The organism is Streptomyces sp. NPDC087422 (assembly GCF_044744145.1).
Taxonomy (GTDB): Bacteria; Actinomycetota; Actinomycetes; order Streptomycetales; family Streptomycetaceae; genus Actinacidiphila.
In genome coordinates this window covers 211,102-224,323 of the sequence record NZ_JBIUXT010000009.1, presented here as the reverse complement: position 1 = coordinate 224,323, position 13,222 = coordinate 211,102, and the positions used below count along the sequence as shown (strand labels likewise).

Annotated in this window: 11 protein-coding genes and 1 riboswitch; of the genes, 7 read left to right on the top strand and 4 right to left on the bottom strand. The window is 72.3% G+C overall.

The window, feature by feature from the left end; translation table 11 throughout:
• Positions 1 to 322 precede the first annotated feature (322 nt).
• Together ACIO6U_RS27055 and ACIO6U_RS27050 are read left to right on the top strand one after the other, a co-directional pair.
• Positions 323 to 1,366: an adenosine deaminase gene (locus tag ACIO6U_RS27055; RefSeq protein ID WP_355346531.1), complete on the top strand. Its 1,044-nt coding sequence runs from the start codon at positions 323 to 325 to the stop codon at positions 1,364 to 1,366.
• Positions 1,363 to 2,049 (top strand): glycerophosphodiester phosphodiesterase, encoded by a 687-nt coding sequence (locus ACIO6U_RS27050; RefSeq protein ID WP_401723013.1) that lies wholly within the window; start codon positions 1,363 to 1,365, stop codon positions 2,047 to 2,049. Before ACIO6U_RS27055 ends, ACIO6U_RS27050 begins: the two co-directional genes overlap by 4 nt.
• 48 nt (positions 2,050 to 2,097) lie before the next feature.
• Here the strand turns inward: ACIO6U_RS27050 and ACIO6U_RS27045 are convergent, their stop codons facing one another.
• Positions 2,098 to 3,534, bottom strand: coding sequence for a gamma-aminobutyraldehyde dehydrogenase (locus ACIO6U_RS27045; protein WP_355346525.1), 1,437 nt, complete (start codon positions 3,532 to 3,534; stop codon positions 2,098 to 2,100).
• Positions 3,535 to 3,726: 192 nt separating this feature from the next.
• Here ACIO6U_RS27045 and ACIO6U_RS27040 point away from each other — a divergent pair, with 192 nt between their 5' ends.
• The 5 genes from ACIO6U_RS27040 to ACIO6U_RS27020 all read left to right on the top strand — a co-directional run bounded on the left by ACIO6U_RS27040 (position 3,727) and on the right by ACIO6U_RS27020 (position 8,990).
• On the top strand, positions 3,727 to 4,203 hold the full coding sequence (locus ACIO6U_RS27040; protein ID WP_355346522.1) for an Lrp/AsnC family transcriptional regulator: 477 nt from the start codon (positions 3,727 to 3,729) through the stop codon (positions 4,201 to 4,203).
• A gap of 2 nt (positions 4,204 to 4,205) precedes the next feature.
• Entirely contained in the window at positions 4,206 to 5,597 is a 1,392-nt protein-coding gene (locus tag ACIO6U_RS27035; protein WP_355346519.1) for an aspartate aminotransferase family protein, read from the top strand.
• 216 nt (positions 5,598 to 5,813) lie between these two features.
• Positions 5,814 to 6,554 carry an ATP-binding cassette domain-containing protein gene (locus ACIO6U_RS27030; RefSeq protein WP_355346516.1) on the top strand — a complete coding sequence of 247 codons (741 nt, stop codon included), beginning with the start codon at positions 5,814 to 5,816 and terminating at the stop codon, positions 6,552 to 6,554.
• A 109-nt stretch (positions 6,555 to 6,663) separates the two neighbouring features.
• Complete coding sequence (locus tag ACIO6U_RS27025; protein ID WP_401723008.1) at positions 6,664 to 7,821, top strand: hypothetical protein; 1,158 nt, start codon at positions 6,664 to 6,666, stop codon at positions 7,819 to 7,821.
• 26 nt (positions 7,822 to 7,847) lie between these two features.
• A complete protein-coding gene (locus tag ACIO6U_RS27020; RefSeq protein WP_401723005.1) occupies positions 7,848 to 8,990 on the top strand; it encodes an LOG family protein in 1,143 nt (380 codons plus the stop codon).
• Between the two features lie 122 nt (positions 8,991 to 9,112).
• On the opposite strand, the gene ACIO6U_RS27015 is transcribed toward ACIO6U_RS27020, so the two are convergent.
• The 3 genes from ACIO6U_RS27015 to ACIO6U_RS27005 form a co-directional block, all read right to left on the bottom strand.
• On the bottom strand, positions 9,113 to 10,153 hold the full coding sequence (locus tag ACIO6U_RS27015) for an ABC transporter ATP-binding protein (RefSeq protein ID WP_401723003.1): 1,041 nt from the start codon (positions 10,151 to 10,153) through the stop codon (positions 9,113 to 9,115).
• Complete coding sequence (locus ACIO6U_RS27010; RefSeq protein WP_401723115.1) at positions 10,153 to 11,790, bottom strand: ABC transporter permease; 1,638 nt, start codon at positions 11,788 to 11,790, stop codon at positions 10,153 to 10,155. The genes ACIO6U_RS27015 and ACIO6U_RS27010 overlap by 1 nt, the downstream gene beginning before the upstream one ends.
• Positions 11,791 to 11,966: 176 nt before the next feature.
• On the bottom strand, positions 11,967 to 13,064 hold the full coding sequence (locus ACIO6U_RS27005) for a thiamine ABC transporter substrate binding subunit (protein WP_401723000.1): 1,098 nt from the start codon (positions 13,062 to 13,064) through the stop codon (positions 11,967 to 11,969).
• Positions 13,058 to 13,169: riboswitch (TPP riboswitch) on the bottom strand. (Overlaps the previous gene by 7 nt.)
• Positions 13,170 to 13,222: the final 53 nt, after the last annotated feature.

Below are 13,222 nucleotides of genomic sequence, written 5' to 3'. Positions count from 1 at the left end.
TCCTCGCCTCCGCGCCCACTCCTGGCGGCGTGGCCAAACTCTGGATTGATCGCCGATCCTGGCAGAGGAGCCGTCCTTCAACAAGTGATTCCGTTGTTGCCTTTTGGTTACGCGACGAATTCTGTGTGAATCCGGCCGTCGCGGCGATCCCCGGCGGCGTGACCGGGGGACGTCAGGGGGCCATGGTGCGACGTCGGCCGTCCCCGCCCGCCGTCACGGCGTCCCCACCCGCCGTCACGGCGTCGCCGCCCGCCGTCCCAGCGCCGTTTCCCGGTGCCGTTTACGATGAACCGCACCGATCGGACCCCTGGGAGGACCCCGCATGCCCGACACCGCGCCCGGCTTCGGCTCCGGCCTCGACACCTTCATCGCCGGACTTCCGAAAGCCGAGTTGCATGTCCACCACGTCGGGTCCGCGTCACCGCGGATCGTCGCGGAACTGGCCGCCCGGCACCCGGACTCCGCGGTCCCCGCCGACCCCGCGGCCCTCGCCGACTTCTTCACCTTCAAGGACTTCGCGCACTTCATCCAGGTCTACCTGTCGGTGGTGGACCTGATCAGGGACGCCGAGGACGTACGGCTGCTCACCTTCGAGGTGGCCAGGGACATGGCGCGGCAGAACATCCGCTACGCGGAGCTGACCGTCACCCCGTTCAGCTCGACCCGGCGCGGCATCCACGAGCAGGCGTTCATGGAGGCCATCGAGGACGCGCGCAAGGCCGCGGAGTCCGAGCTGGGCGTGACCCTGCGCTGGTGCTTCGACATCCCCGGCGAGGCGGGTCTTGAGTCCGCCGAGCAGACCACGCACCTGGCGCTCGACCTGCGCCCCGAGGGCCTGGTCTCCTTCGGTCTGGGCGGACCGGAACTGGGCGTGCCGAGGCCGCAGTTCAAGCCGTACTTCGACCGGGCGCGCGCCGCCGGTCTGCACAGCGTGCCGCACGCGGGCGAGACGACGGGCCCCGAGACGATCTGGGACGCGATCAACGAACTGGGCGCGGAGCGCATCGGCCACGGCACCAGCGCGGTACGCGACCGGCGGCTGCTCGATCACCTCGCGGAGCAGCGCATCCCGCTGGAGGTCTGCCCCACCTCCAACATCGCCACCCGCGCGGTCACCGAGATCGACCAGCACCCGATCAGGGAGATGATCGACGCGGGCGTGCTGGTCACGGTCAACAGCGACGACCCGCCGATGTTCGGCACCGACCTCAACACCGAGTACGCGGTCGCCGCCCGGCTGCTGGAGCTGGACCACACCGGGGTCGCGGCGCTCGCCAAGAACGCCGTCGAGGTCTCCTTCCTCGACCCGGCGGGCAAGCGGGCGCTGGCCGCCGAGATCGACGCGTACACGGCGGCGTGGCGGTGACCGTCGCGGTCTCCCACCGCGGCGACCCGTATCACGAGCGCGAGAACACCCTGCCCTCCGTGCGGTCGGCGCTGCTCAAGGGCGCGGGCGCGGTGGAGGTCGACGTGAAGCTGACCGCCGACGGCGTGCCGGTGCTGCTGCACGACGAGACGCTGGAGCGGCTGTGGAAGGTGCCGGAGGCGGTCGGCGACCTGTCGTTGAACGACGTCGTGGACCTCACCGACGGCCGTGTGCCCACCCTGGCGGACGCCTTCGCCGAGCTGCTGCGGCACCCCGGCGGCGGCCGGATGATGCTGGACCTGACCTCGGTCGGCCAGGTGAAGGCGACCATGGCCGCGGTGGCGGAGGCGGGCGTCGGCGACCGCGTCTACTACTGCGGCGGGCTCGGCGCGATGCTGACCGTGCGCGACCTGGACGCGTCGGCGGAGATCGCCATGACCTGGACGACGGTGGCCCCGCCGCCGCGCTCGCTCCTGGACGAGCTGAAGCCGCGGTGGATCAATCTGCGCTTCGGGCTGATCGACGCCACGACCGTGCGGTGGGCCGCGGACAACGGGCTGCTGGTCGGCGCGTGGACGGCGGACTGGCAGCGCAACATGACCCGGCTGCTCGACCTGGGCGTGGACGCGATCACCACGAACCGGCTGGACGCCTTGCAGCGGCTGCTGCGGCGCCGCGCCTGACCGCCCCTCCCCCGCGGGCCCGCCCGCGGGGGAGGCCGGACGGCCGGCTCAGCCGTCCAGCGAGGTCATCACGTGCTTGATCCGCGTGTAGTCCTCGAAGCCGTAGCCCGACAGGTCCTTGCCGTAGCCGGACCGCTTGAAGCCGCCGTGCGGCATCTCGGCGACCAGCGGGATGTGGGTGTTGATCCACACGCAGCCGAAGTCCAGCCGCTTGGACATCCGCATGGCGCGCCCGTGGTCCTTGGTCCACACCGAGGAGGCCAGCGCGTAGTCCACGCCGTTGGCCCAGGCGACGGCCTGCTCCTCGTCGGTGAAGGACTGGACGGTGATGACGGGGCCGAAGACCTCGCGCTGGATGATCTCGTCGTCCTGCCGCAGCCCGGACACGACGGTCGGCGCGTAGAAGTAGCCGCGCTCGCCGACCCGGTGGCCGCCGGTCTCGACCTTGGCGTGCGCGGGCAGCCGCTCGATGAAGCCGCTGACCTGGGCGAGCTGGTTGGCGTTGTTCAGCGGCCCGTACAGCACGTCCTCGTCGTCCGGCAGGCCGGTCCTGGTCTCGGCGGCGGCCTTGGCGAGGGCCGCGGTGAACTCCGCGTGGATCGACTCCTGGACCAGGACGCGGGTGGCCGCGGTGCAGTCCTGCCCGGCGTTGAAGAATCCGGCGACGGCGATGTCCTCGACGGCCTTGGCGATGTCGGTGTCCTCGAAGACCACGACGGGGGCCTTGCCGCCCAGTTCGAGGTGGACCCGCTTGACGTCCTTGGCGGCCGATCCGGCGACCTCGATGCCCGCGCGTACCGAACCGGTGATGGAGGCCATCGCGGGCACCGGGTGCTCGACCATCGCCCGGCCGGTGTCCCGGTCGCCGCAGACGACGTTGAAGACGCCCTTGGGGAGGATGCCGCCGAGGATCTCGGCGAGCAGCACGGTGGAGGCGGGCGTGGTGTCGGACGGCTTGAGGACGACGGTGTTGCCCGCCGCGATGGCCGGGGCGAACTTCCACACGGCCATCATCATCGGGTAGTTCCAGGGCGCGACCTGCGCGCAGACGCCGACCGGCTCGCGCCGCACGATGGACGTCATGCCGTCCATGTACTCACCGGCCGAGCGGCCTTCGAGCATGCGCGCGGCGCCCGCGAAGAAGCGGATCTGGTCCACCATCGGCGGGATTTCCTCGCTGGCGGTCAGTCCGATCGGCTTGCCGGTGTTCTCGCTCTCCACCGCGATAAGCTCATCGGCGCGCGCCTCGATCGCGTCGGCGATCTTCAGCAGCGCCTTCTGTCGCTCCGACGGGGTGGCGTCGCGCCACGCGGGGAAGGCGGCCGCCGCGGCGGCCATCGCCGCGTCCACGTCGGCCGCGCCGGACAGCGGCGCGGTGGCGTACGCGTCGCCGGTCACCGGGCTGACCACCTCGGTGGTCCGGCCGTCCGCGGCGTCGCGGAACTCTCCGTCGATGTAATTGCGCAGAGTACGGAGTTCGGTCACGGCGCTTGCTCCCTGGTCGTACGAGTCCGGTGTCCACGGGCTGAGACGTTCCCCAGCTTAGCCGCAGGACTGCCGTATTCGACACACCCATCCCCCCTCAACAACCGATTCGGTACCACAGAGGGCCGTCGGCGACGATTTTCATCGTGAAGGGCTTGCGCGACCGTCGACCTCTCCTGCACAGTGGGGCGCGTGGCCACTCGGGACAAGAACGGCGGAGCGCCGTCGATAGACGCGGTGTCGAACGCGATCATCGAACAGCTCCAGCAGGACGGACGCCGTCCGTACGCGACGATCGGCAAGGCCGTGGGCCTGTCCGAGGCGGCGGTGCGGCAGCGCGTACAGAAGCTGCTCGACCAGGGCGTCATGCAGATCGTCGCCGTCACCGACCCGCTCACCGTGGGCTTCCGGCGGCAGGCGATGGTCGGCATCAACGTGGACGGCGACATCGACCCGGTCGCCGAGACGCTGACCGCGCTGGACGAGGTCGACTACGTCGTCATCACCGCCGGTTCCTTCGACCTGATGGTGGAGATCGTCTGCGAGGACGACGACCACCTGCTGGACCTGGTGAACAAGCGGATCCGGGCGCTGCCCGGCGTCCGCTCCACCGAGACCTTCGTCTACCTCAAGCTGCGGAAGCAGACCTACACCTGGGGAACCAGATAGCCATGACCTCCACGAACCCCGCACCGTCCGCGACTGCCTCGGACTCCTCCAGGACCGCCCACGACCACCTGTGGATGCACTTCACCCGCATGTCGTCGTACGAGAACGCCCCCGTGCCGACCATCGTGCGCGGCGAGGGCACGTACATCTACGACGACCACGGCAAGCGGTACATCGACGGTCTGTCGGGGCTCTTCGTGGTCAACGCCGGGCACGGCAGGCACGAGCTGGCCGAGACCGCGTACAAGCAGGCCCAGGAGCTGGCCTTCTTCCCGATCTGGAGCTACGCGCACCCCAAGGCGATCGAACTGGCCGAGCGGCTCGCGCACTACGCGCCCGGCGACCTCAACAAGGTCTTCTTCACCACCGGCGGCGGCGAGGCCGTCGAGACGGCCTGGAAGCTCGCGAAGCAGTATCACAAGCTGACCGGCAACCACACCAAGTACAAGGTGATCTCACGGGCCGTCGCCTACCACGGCACCCCGCAGGGCGCCCTGTCGATCACCGGGCTGCCCGCCCTGAAGGCCCCTTTCGAGCCGCTGGTCCCCGGCGCGCGCAAGGTGCCCAACACCAACATCTACCGCGCCCCGATCCACGGTGACGACCCCGAGGCGTTCGGCCGCTGGGCCGCCGACCAGATCGAGCAGCAGATCCTCTTCGAGGGCCCCGACACCGTCGCCGCCGTCTTCCTGGAGCCGGTGCAGAACGCGGGCGGCTGCTTCCCGCCGCCCCCCGGATACTTCCGGCGCGTCCGCGAGATCTGCGACCAGTACGACGTCCTGCTCGTCTCCGACGAGGTCATCTGCGCCTTCGGTCGGCTCGGCACGATGTTCGCCTGCGACAAGTTCGACTTCGTGCCCGACATGATCACCTGCGCCAAGGGCATGACCTCCGGGTACTCCCCCATCGGCGCCTGCATCATCTCCGACCGGCTCGCCGAGCCCTTCTACAAGGGCAACAACACCTTCCTCCACGGGTACACCTTCGGCGGCCACCCCGTCTCGGCCGCCGTCGGCATCGCCAACCTCGACATCTTCGAGCGCGAGGGCCTCAACCAGCACGTCCTGGACAACGAGGGCGCCTTCTTCGACACCCTCAAGAAGCTCAACGACCTGCCCATAGTGGGCGACGTCCGCGGCAACGGCTTCTTCTACGGCATCGAACTCGTCAAGGACAAGGCCACCAAGGAGACCTTCACCGACGAGGAGACCGAGCGCGTCCTGTACGGCTTCCTCTCCAAGGAGCTGTACGCCGCCGGCCTCTACTGCCGCGCCGACGACCGCGGCGACCCCGTCGTCCAGCTCGCCCCGCCGCTCACCTCCGACCAGTCCCTCTTCAACGACATCGAGGCCATCCTGCGCGGCGTCCTGACCGAGGCGTGGACCAAGCTCTGACGCTTCCAGCGCGCTCCCGCGGCGTGAGACGCCATCGCCGTGCTTCTTTTGGGGGCGCGGGGAACTGGGGCACCCGCCTGCGTCAGGCAGGCGTCGGGGGCTTGTCACCCGGACGGGCGGCTCGCGGGGGACGTACGCCGTGCCTGCGGGCCGCGGGGGCTGACGGCGCCTAACCTCCCCGGAGGGGATTGGTTCGCGAACCGCGGAGGTAACGGCATGGTGGCCCCGCCGGACAATGACGTGCTGTGGGCCCGTTCGCTGCGCCACGCGCACGACGGGTCCCCCGCGCTGCTGGGTGTGTCGCTGGGCGTACGGCAGGGCGAGATCCTGGCCGTCGTGGGTCCGCGAGGCGCGGGCAAGTCGACGCTGCTGCGCTGCCTGTCGGGGCAGTTGGTGCCGGACGAGGGCGAGGTGTGGTTCAACAGCGCCCCGGTCCACACCCTCCCCGAGACGGCCAGGGACGAGCTGCGCAGGGACCGCTTCGGCTGGGTCGGCAGCACCTCGCAACTGCTGCCCGAGCTGACGGCCTGGGAGAACGCGGCGCTGCCGCTGCTGCTGCGCGGCACCAAGTACCGCGCGGCCAGGGCCGCGGCGCAGGAGTGGCTGGACCGGCTCGACATCGGGGCCGCCGCCCGCAAGCGCCCGGCCGAACTCCTCCAGGCCGAGCGGCAGCGGATCGCGGTGGCCCGCGCCCTGGTCACCACCCCGGAGATCGTCTTCGCCGACGACCCGGGCGCGCCGCTGCACCGCCCCGACCGCGCCCTGGTGATGCGGACCCTCACCAGCGCGGCCCGCTCGCACGGCATCACCGTCGTGCTCAGCGCCTGCGACCACGACATCGCGCCCTTCGCGGACCGCGTGATCCCGCTGCTCGACGGCCGGGTCAACGCCGCGATGCCCGCGCAGGAGCGGGATTCCGAGCCGACCGCGACGACGACGCGGGCCGCGTCCGTATGACCTCGACTGTCCACACCGCCCGTGCCCTTACGGGTGCCCGCTTCGGCGGGGCCGGTGCCGTGGCCATGGCCCGTGCGGGGCGGCGGCCCGTGTCGGAAGGGAGCCGGGCGTGCTGAGTTTTCGTGTCGTACGCGGGGCGCGGTACACCGCGCTGGTGCGGTGGGTGCTGGTCGCCGCCGCGTCGGCGGCCACCGGACTGCTGCTGCTGGCCGCGCTGGGATACGCCCTCGGGCACCCGCACCGGCCGGCCGACGCCGCCGCGCGGCTGGCGTGGTGCGCGCTGCCGGTCGTGGTGACCGTGCAGTTCGCGGTGGCCGCGGGGCGGGCGGTGCCCGCGCGGTGGCCGCGTCCCGGACTGGCCGCGGTGGGCCTCGGCCGGGTCGGCGTGGCCCTGCTCGCCGCGTCGGCGACCGCCCTGACCTGCGCGGTCGGCAGCGCGGTGGCCCTGCTGGCGTTTCTGCACCTGCGCGGCGACCTGACGGGCGCGCTGCCCTTCCACGGCGCCGCCTCCGACCTCCTCGGCGGCGGCGAACAGGTGCCGCTCGCGGGCGCGTTGACGCTGCTCGCGCTGGTCCCGGTGAGCGCCGCCGTCATCGGCGCGGCCCAGTTGTGGCCACCGCGCACCGTCTCCACCGCGCCCGCCCCCGCGACCCGCAAGGTCTCCGCGGCCGATCCGCCCGGCGGCCTGCCCTGGGGCGTCGCCCTGATCGCCGTCGGGCTCGCCGCCGAGGTGGCCGCGCCGCACGGCCACGAGGTGCCGCTGCCCGGCGGTCTCGGCTCCATCGCGCCGCTCGCGCTCGGCGGCTGGGTCGTCGCCACCGCGGGCATGGTCCTCGCCGGTCCCGGCCTCGTGCACGCCTGCGGACGGCTGCTCGCCGCCTTCCGCCCCGGCGCGCTCCGGCTGCTGGCCGGACGCGCCCTCCAGGAGGAGGCCGGTGCGGTCGGCCGCCCGCTCGGCGCCCTGTGCGCCACCGCCGCCGCGGCCGTGGCCGCGTACGACCTGCACCGCGGCGGCGCCCGCCCCTTCGGCCCCCTCACCGCCCTGGCCGGTGTCCTGATCGTGGTGTGCGTGCTGGCCACCGCGGGCACCGCGCTGCTGGAGGCCCGGCGCGGCCGGGAGCCCGCGATGGCCGCCCTGCGCCAGGTCGGCGCCTCCCCCGCGCTCCTGCGCGGCGCGGTCGCGCTGCGGGCGGGCGTCCTGCTGGCCGCCGCCGTCCCCCTCACGGCCCTGGTCGCCGTACTCACCACCGTCCCGCCGGGCCGGTGAGCCGCACCGAGGACTATCGTTCAGACGTGCCCGCCGACATCCCGCCCGCAGCGCCCGACACTCCCCGAACTCCCGGACGGGACAGGGAAGTTGAGTCGCTGGCCGAATTCGACCAGGTCGCCCTGAGCGGTTCCTTCGCCGGATACCGCGTACAGGCCGTCGACCTGACCGACCGTACGTTCGCGCTCCTCGTCACCGACACCTCGCAGGCCGTCTTCCTCGGCTGCCCGATGGAACCGCAGGCCCTCGCCCATGTGCGCGCGGGCGGCGCGCTGGTCTTCCCGCCCGTCCCCGACCTGCCCTTCGACCCGTACCGGGGCGCGCTCTACAGCCCCGACGAGCTGTACGCGGGCCTCGACGAGGACGGTTACGAGCGGACGCCGGACGCCCGTACGCACGCCTGGGCGCGCTCCGCCGCGGCGGAGGGCGACATACTCGCCTCGATGCTGCGCTCGATCCACGACGACGCCGTGTCCGACGCCCTCGACGAGCGCCTGCGCGGCCTCAGCGTGGTCGGCGTCATGGGCGGCCACGCCATGGAGCGCGGCTCCGACGCCTACGCGGGCGCCGCACGGCTCGGCCGCGACCTCGCCAGGGCCGGGCACACCGTCGCCACCGGCGGCGGCCCCGGCGCGATGGAGGCCGCCAACTTCGGCGCCTACGCCGCGCCCTACGACGACCTGATGCTCCGCAAGGCCCTCGCCGTCCTGGCCGGCGTCCCGTCCTTCGCGCCCTCCGTCGGCGACTGGGCCCGTACCGCCTTCGAGGTACGCGACCGCTGGCCGGACGGCGGACCCTCCTACGGGCTGCCCACCTGGTTCTACGGCCACGAGCCGCCGAACGCCTTCGCCTCCGGCATCGCCAAGTTCTTCGCCAACGCGACCCGCGAGGACGGGTTGCTCTCGCGCTGCACCGGCGGGGTCGTCTTCCTCCCCGGCGCCGCCGGGACCGTCCAGGAGATCTTCGACGCCGCCACCCCCGACTACTACTGCTCCCGAGGGGTTCCCGTACCCCTCGTCCTCGTCGACCGCGTCCACTGGACCACCACTCTCCCCGCCTGGCCCCTCCTCACCGCCCTCGCCTCCGGCCGCCCCATGTCCCCCCTCCTCGCCCTCGTCGACTCCGTCGCGGAAGTCCCCGCCGCCCTGTCCAGGCTGGCCACCCCCTAGAACGGCTCTCTGACCGAGACGGTCAGCCGACCTTTTTCCCAACGGGGCGGATCGGTTGTCGTCGGACCACCGGCCGGTGGCGGATTGCTCGCGCGGTTCCCCGCGCCCCTGAAGGACCGGCCCTAGGGGCGGTGGGGGGCGTCCGCGAGGAGGACGACCTCTTCGGGGGCGAAGGTCACGGCGACCTCGGCACCGACCTCGGGTGCCGCCCGCCAAGGGCACCCGGCTTCGAGGCGCGGCCCCGCCTCCGGCGCCAGGACGAGCGTGATGTGGTCGCCACGAAAGGTGCGGGCGACGACAGTGCAGCGAAGCCCGGACTCGAGTCCGGTGAGGCGCACCCCGGCGGGCCGGATGAGCAGGTGGCAGGGCCCCTGCGGGGTGCCGGAGGGCACCGGCACCTTCCCCCACGGCGTATCGGCGACGCCACCCCCGACGCTGGCCTCCACGATGTTGTCGAAGCCGAGGAAGCGGGCCACGAAGGGCGACACCGGCCGCTGCCAGACCTCCAGCGGCGTACCGGACTGCGCGATGCGCCCGTCGCGCATCACCACGACCCGGTCCGCGAGGGCGAACGCCTCGCTCTGGTCGTGCGTGACGGCCAGGACCGTCGTCCCCAGGCGACGGAAGAGTTCGCGCAGCTCCACCACGAGCCGTTCGCGCAGCGCCCGGTCGAGCTGTCCCAGCGGCTCGTCGAGCATGAGCAGCCGCGGCTCGGGGGCGAGGGCGCGGGCCAGGGCGACCCGCTGCTGCTCCCCGCCGGAGAGCGTGGCGACGCCGCGCCCGCCCGCGCCGGGCAGCCCGACGAGGTCGAGCAGTTCGCGCACCCGCTCCTCGCGCCGCTCGCGCGGCACCTTGTGCATGCGCGGCCCGAAGGCGACGTTGCCGCCGACGTCGCGCTGCGGAAAGAGCTGGTGGTCCTGGAACATCAGGCCGACGCCGCGCCGGTGCGCGGGAACGCCCGCCTGGTCGGCGCCGTCGAGCAGCACCCGTCCGCCGTCCAGCGGCTGGAGTCCGGCGACGGCCCGCAGCAGCGTGGACTTGCCGCTGCCGCTGGGCCCGAGCACGCACACCGTCTCGTGCGCGGCCACCTCCAGCGTGACGGCGTCCAGCGCGGCCCGCGCGCCGAACCGTACGGTCGCGTCCTCGACTCGCAGCAGCGTCATCAGAACTCCCCGGGTGAGGGGTCGGCGCCCCGGCCGCGCGGGCGCAGATTCTCCAGCACCAGCAGCGACGCGGCGCAGACCAGCATGAGGATGGTGCTCAGTGCCATGGCCTGGCCGTACGTGGACGGGCCCGCGCGGCCGAGCAGGCGGGCGACGGCGACCGGGAGGGTGGGGCTGTCGGGGCGGGCGATGAAGACGGTGGCGCCGAACTCGCCGAGCGACACGGCGAAGGCGAAGCCCGCGGCGACGGCCAGCGCCCGTCCGACGAGCGGGAGTTCGACCTCGCGCCAGACCCGTAGCGGTGACGCGCCGAGCACCGCTGCGGCCTCCCGCAGCCGGTCGTCCACGGCGCGCAGCACCGGCAGCATGACGCGTACGACGAACGGCACACCGACCAGCGCCTGGGCGAGCGGCACCAGGATCCAGGAGGACCGCAGGTCGAGCGGCGGCTTGTCGAGGGTGATCAGGAAGCCGAAGCCGACGGTGACGGCGGAGGTGCCGAGCGGCAGCATCAGCAGCGCGTCGAAGCCGCGGACCAGCCGTCCCGCCCTGCGGACCAGGGCCGCGGCGGCGAGCCCGCCGACCGTCAAGGCGATGACGGTGGCGACGGCGGCGTACCGCAGCGAATTCCAGACCGTCTCCAGCGGGGCGACGGTGAAGGTGCCGCCGCTCCGACCCGAGCCGACGGAGCCGAGCGAGCGGTAGAAGGCGAAGCCGTAGCCGTCCGGGCCGTCCAGCGATCGGGCGACGAGCACGCCCAGCGGCAGCAGGATCAGCAGCGCGATGACGGCGAGCACTCCGGCGAGCAGCGTCCGCTCCCCCCTGCCGCGCGGCCGGTGCGCGGTGGTGGCCGCGTCGACCAGCCGCAGCGTGGACTCCCGGCGGCGTACGGTCCAGGCGTGCACGGCGAGGATCGCGGCGACGGCGGCGAATTGCAGCAGGGTCAGCACGGCGGCGGTCGGCAGGTCGAGGAGTTCCGCGGTCTGCCGGTAGATCTCCACTTCGAGGGTGGAGTACAGCGGGCCGCCGAGGATCTGGATCACGCCGAAGGAGGTGAAGGTGAACAGGAACACCATCAGCCCGGCGGCGGCCACCGAGGGGCCGAGCGCGGGCAGCGTGACCCGCCGCCAGGCGGCGAGCCGGCTCGCGCCGAGCATCCGCGCGGCCTCTTCCTGACGCGGATCGAGCTGCGCCCACAGACCGCCGACGGTGCGGACGACCACCGCGTAGTTGAAGAAGACGTGCGCGATGAGGATCGCCCACACGGTGGTGTCCAGGCGGACGCCCCACAGCGAGTCGGTGAAGCCGCCGCGGCCGAGCAGCGCGAGGAAGGCCGAACCGGCGACCACGGTCGGCAGCACGAAGGGCACGGTGACGACGGCCCGCAGCAGCCGCTTGCCGGGGAAGTCGAGCCGCGCGAAGACGTACGCGCCGGGCAGGGCGACGGCCAGGGTCAGCGCGGTGGACGCGGCGGCCTGCCAGCAGGTGAACCACAGCACGTGCCGGATGGAGCCGTCGCCGAGGACGTCGCCGATCCGGCCGATCTGCCACCGGCCGCCCTGGTGCAGGCCGCGGCCGACGATGGAGACCACGGGGTAGGCGAAGAACACTCCGAAGAAGGCGGCGGGCACGGCCATCAGGGCGAGCCGGATCGCGGTGCCGCGACCGGGTACGAGCGACCGGACCCTGCCGCGTACCGCCGATGCCGTGCCGGTCGTGTCCGACGTATCGGTCGTGTCCGCCGTGCCGGTCGTATCCGTCGTATCGGCGTGGCCCGACGTATCGGCCGCGTCCGTCTTTTCGGCGCCGGGCGTCACTTGAGGACGATCGACGACCATGCCTTGACCCACTCGTCGCGCTTGGCGGCGATCTTGTCGGGCGCCAGCGTCTTCGGGTCGGTGATCTTCGCGCCGTATTTGGTGAACACCTCGGGCTCGGTGGCGTCCTTGCGCACCGGGTCGACGTACATCTGGAGGGGCATGTCCTCCTGGAACGTCCTGCTCAGCAGGAAGTCGATCAGCGCCTGGCCGCCCGCGGTGTTCTTCGCGCCGTGCAGCAGCCCGGCGAATTCGATCTGCCGGAAGCAGGTGCCGGTGGAGACCCCGGTCGGGGACTGGGCGGGCGCGGGGGTGACGCCCACGACCTCGGCGGGCGGGCTGGACGCGTACGACACGACCAGCGGCTTGTCGCCCTTGGCCTTCTTGCCTGCCGAGGAGCCGGAGAAGCGGTCGTTGTACGCCTGCTCCCAACCGTCCACGACCTCGACGCCGTTGGCCTTGAGCTTCTTCCAGTACGACTGCCAGTCGGAGTCCCCGTAGGCGGCGGCGCTGCCGAGCAGGAAGGCCAGACCGGGCGAGGACGTCGCGGCGTTCTCGGTGACCAGCAGGTTCTTGTACTCCGGCTTGACCAGGTCCGCGAAGGTGGCGGGCGGGGCCAGCTTGTGCGCGGTGAAGTACGCCCGGTCGTAGTTGACGCAGACGTCACCGGAGTCGATGGGCGTCACCCGGTGCTTGGCCGCGTCGAGTTGGAGGTCGGCGGGCACCTGGTCGAGGCCCTTGGCCGCGTACGGGGTGAACAGGCCGTTGTCGAGCGCGCGGGACAGCAGCGTGTTGTCGACGCCGAAGAAGACGTCGCCCTGCGGGTGGTCCTTGGTGAGGATCGCCTGGTTGACGGCCGCGCCCGCGTCTCCGCCGCGCAGCACCTTGACCGTGTAGCCGGTCTCCTTGGTGAAGTCCTTGAGCACGGCGTCGGACGCCGCGAAGGAGTCGTGGCTGACCAGCGTCACGGTCTTGGACGTGCTGCCGCCGCTGGTCTTGGTGCCGCCCGAGTCGCTGCCGCACGCGGCGAGCGCGGTGGCGCCGACCGTGGCCAGGACGAGCGCGCCGATGGCACGCCGACGGATGGTGTTCATCTGTGCAGACTCCCTACGCCGGTATGACCCGGATCAGGTCCGAGGGTCTGCGGTCTCGTGGGCCGCACTCTCAGCGCCGTCTCAGGCGCTCCCCTGTCGGAATGTTCACTTGTACGTACTTGTGTGATTGCACGTGCACGATAGCAGCAGGTGCGAAA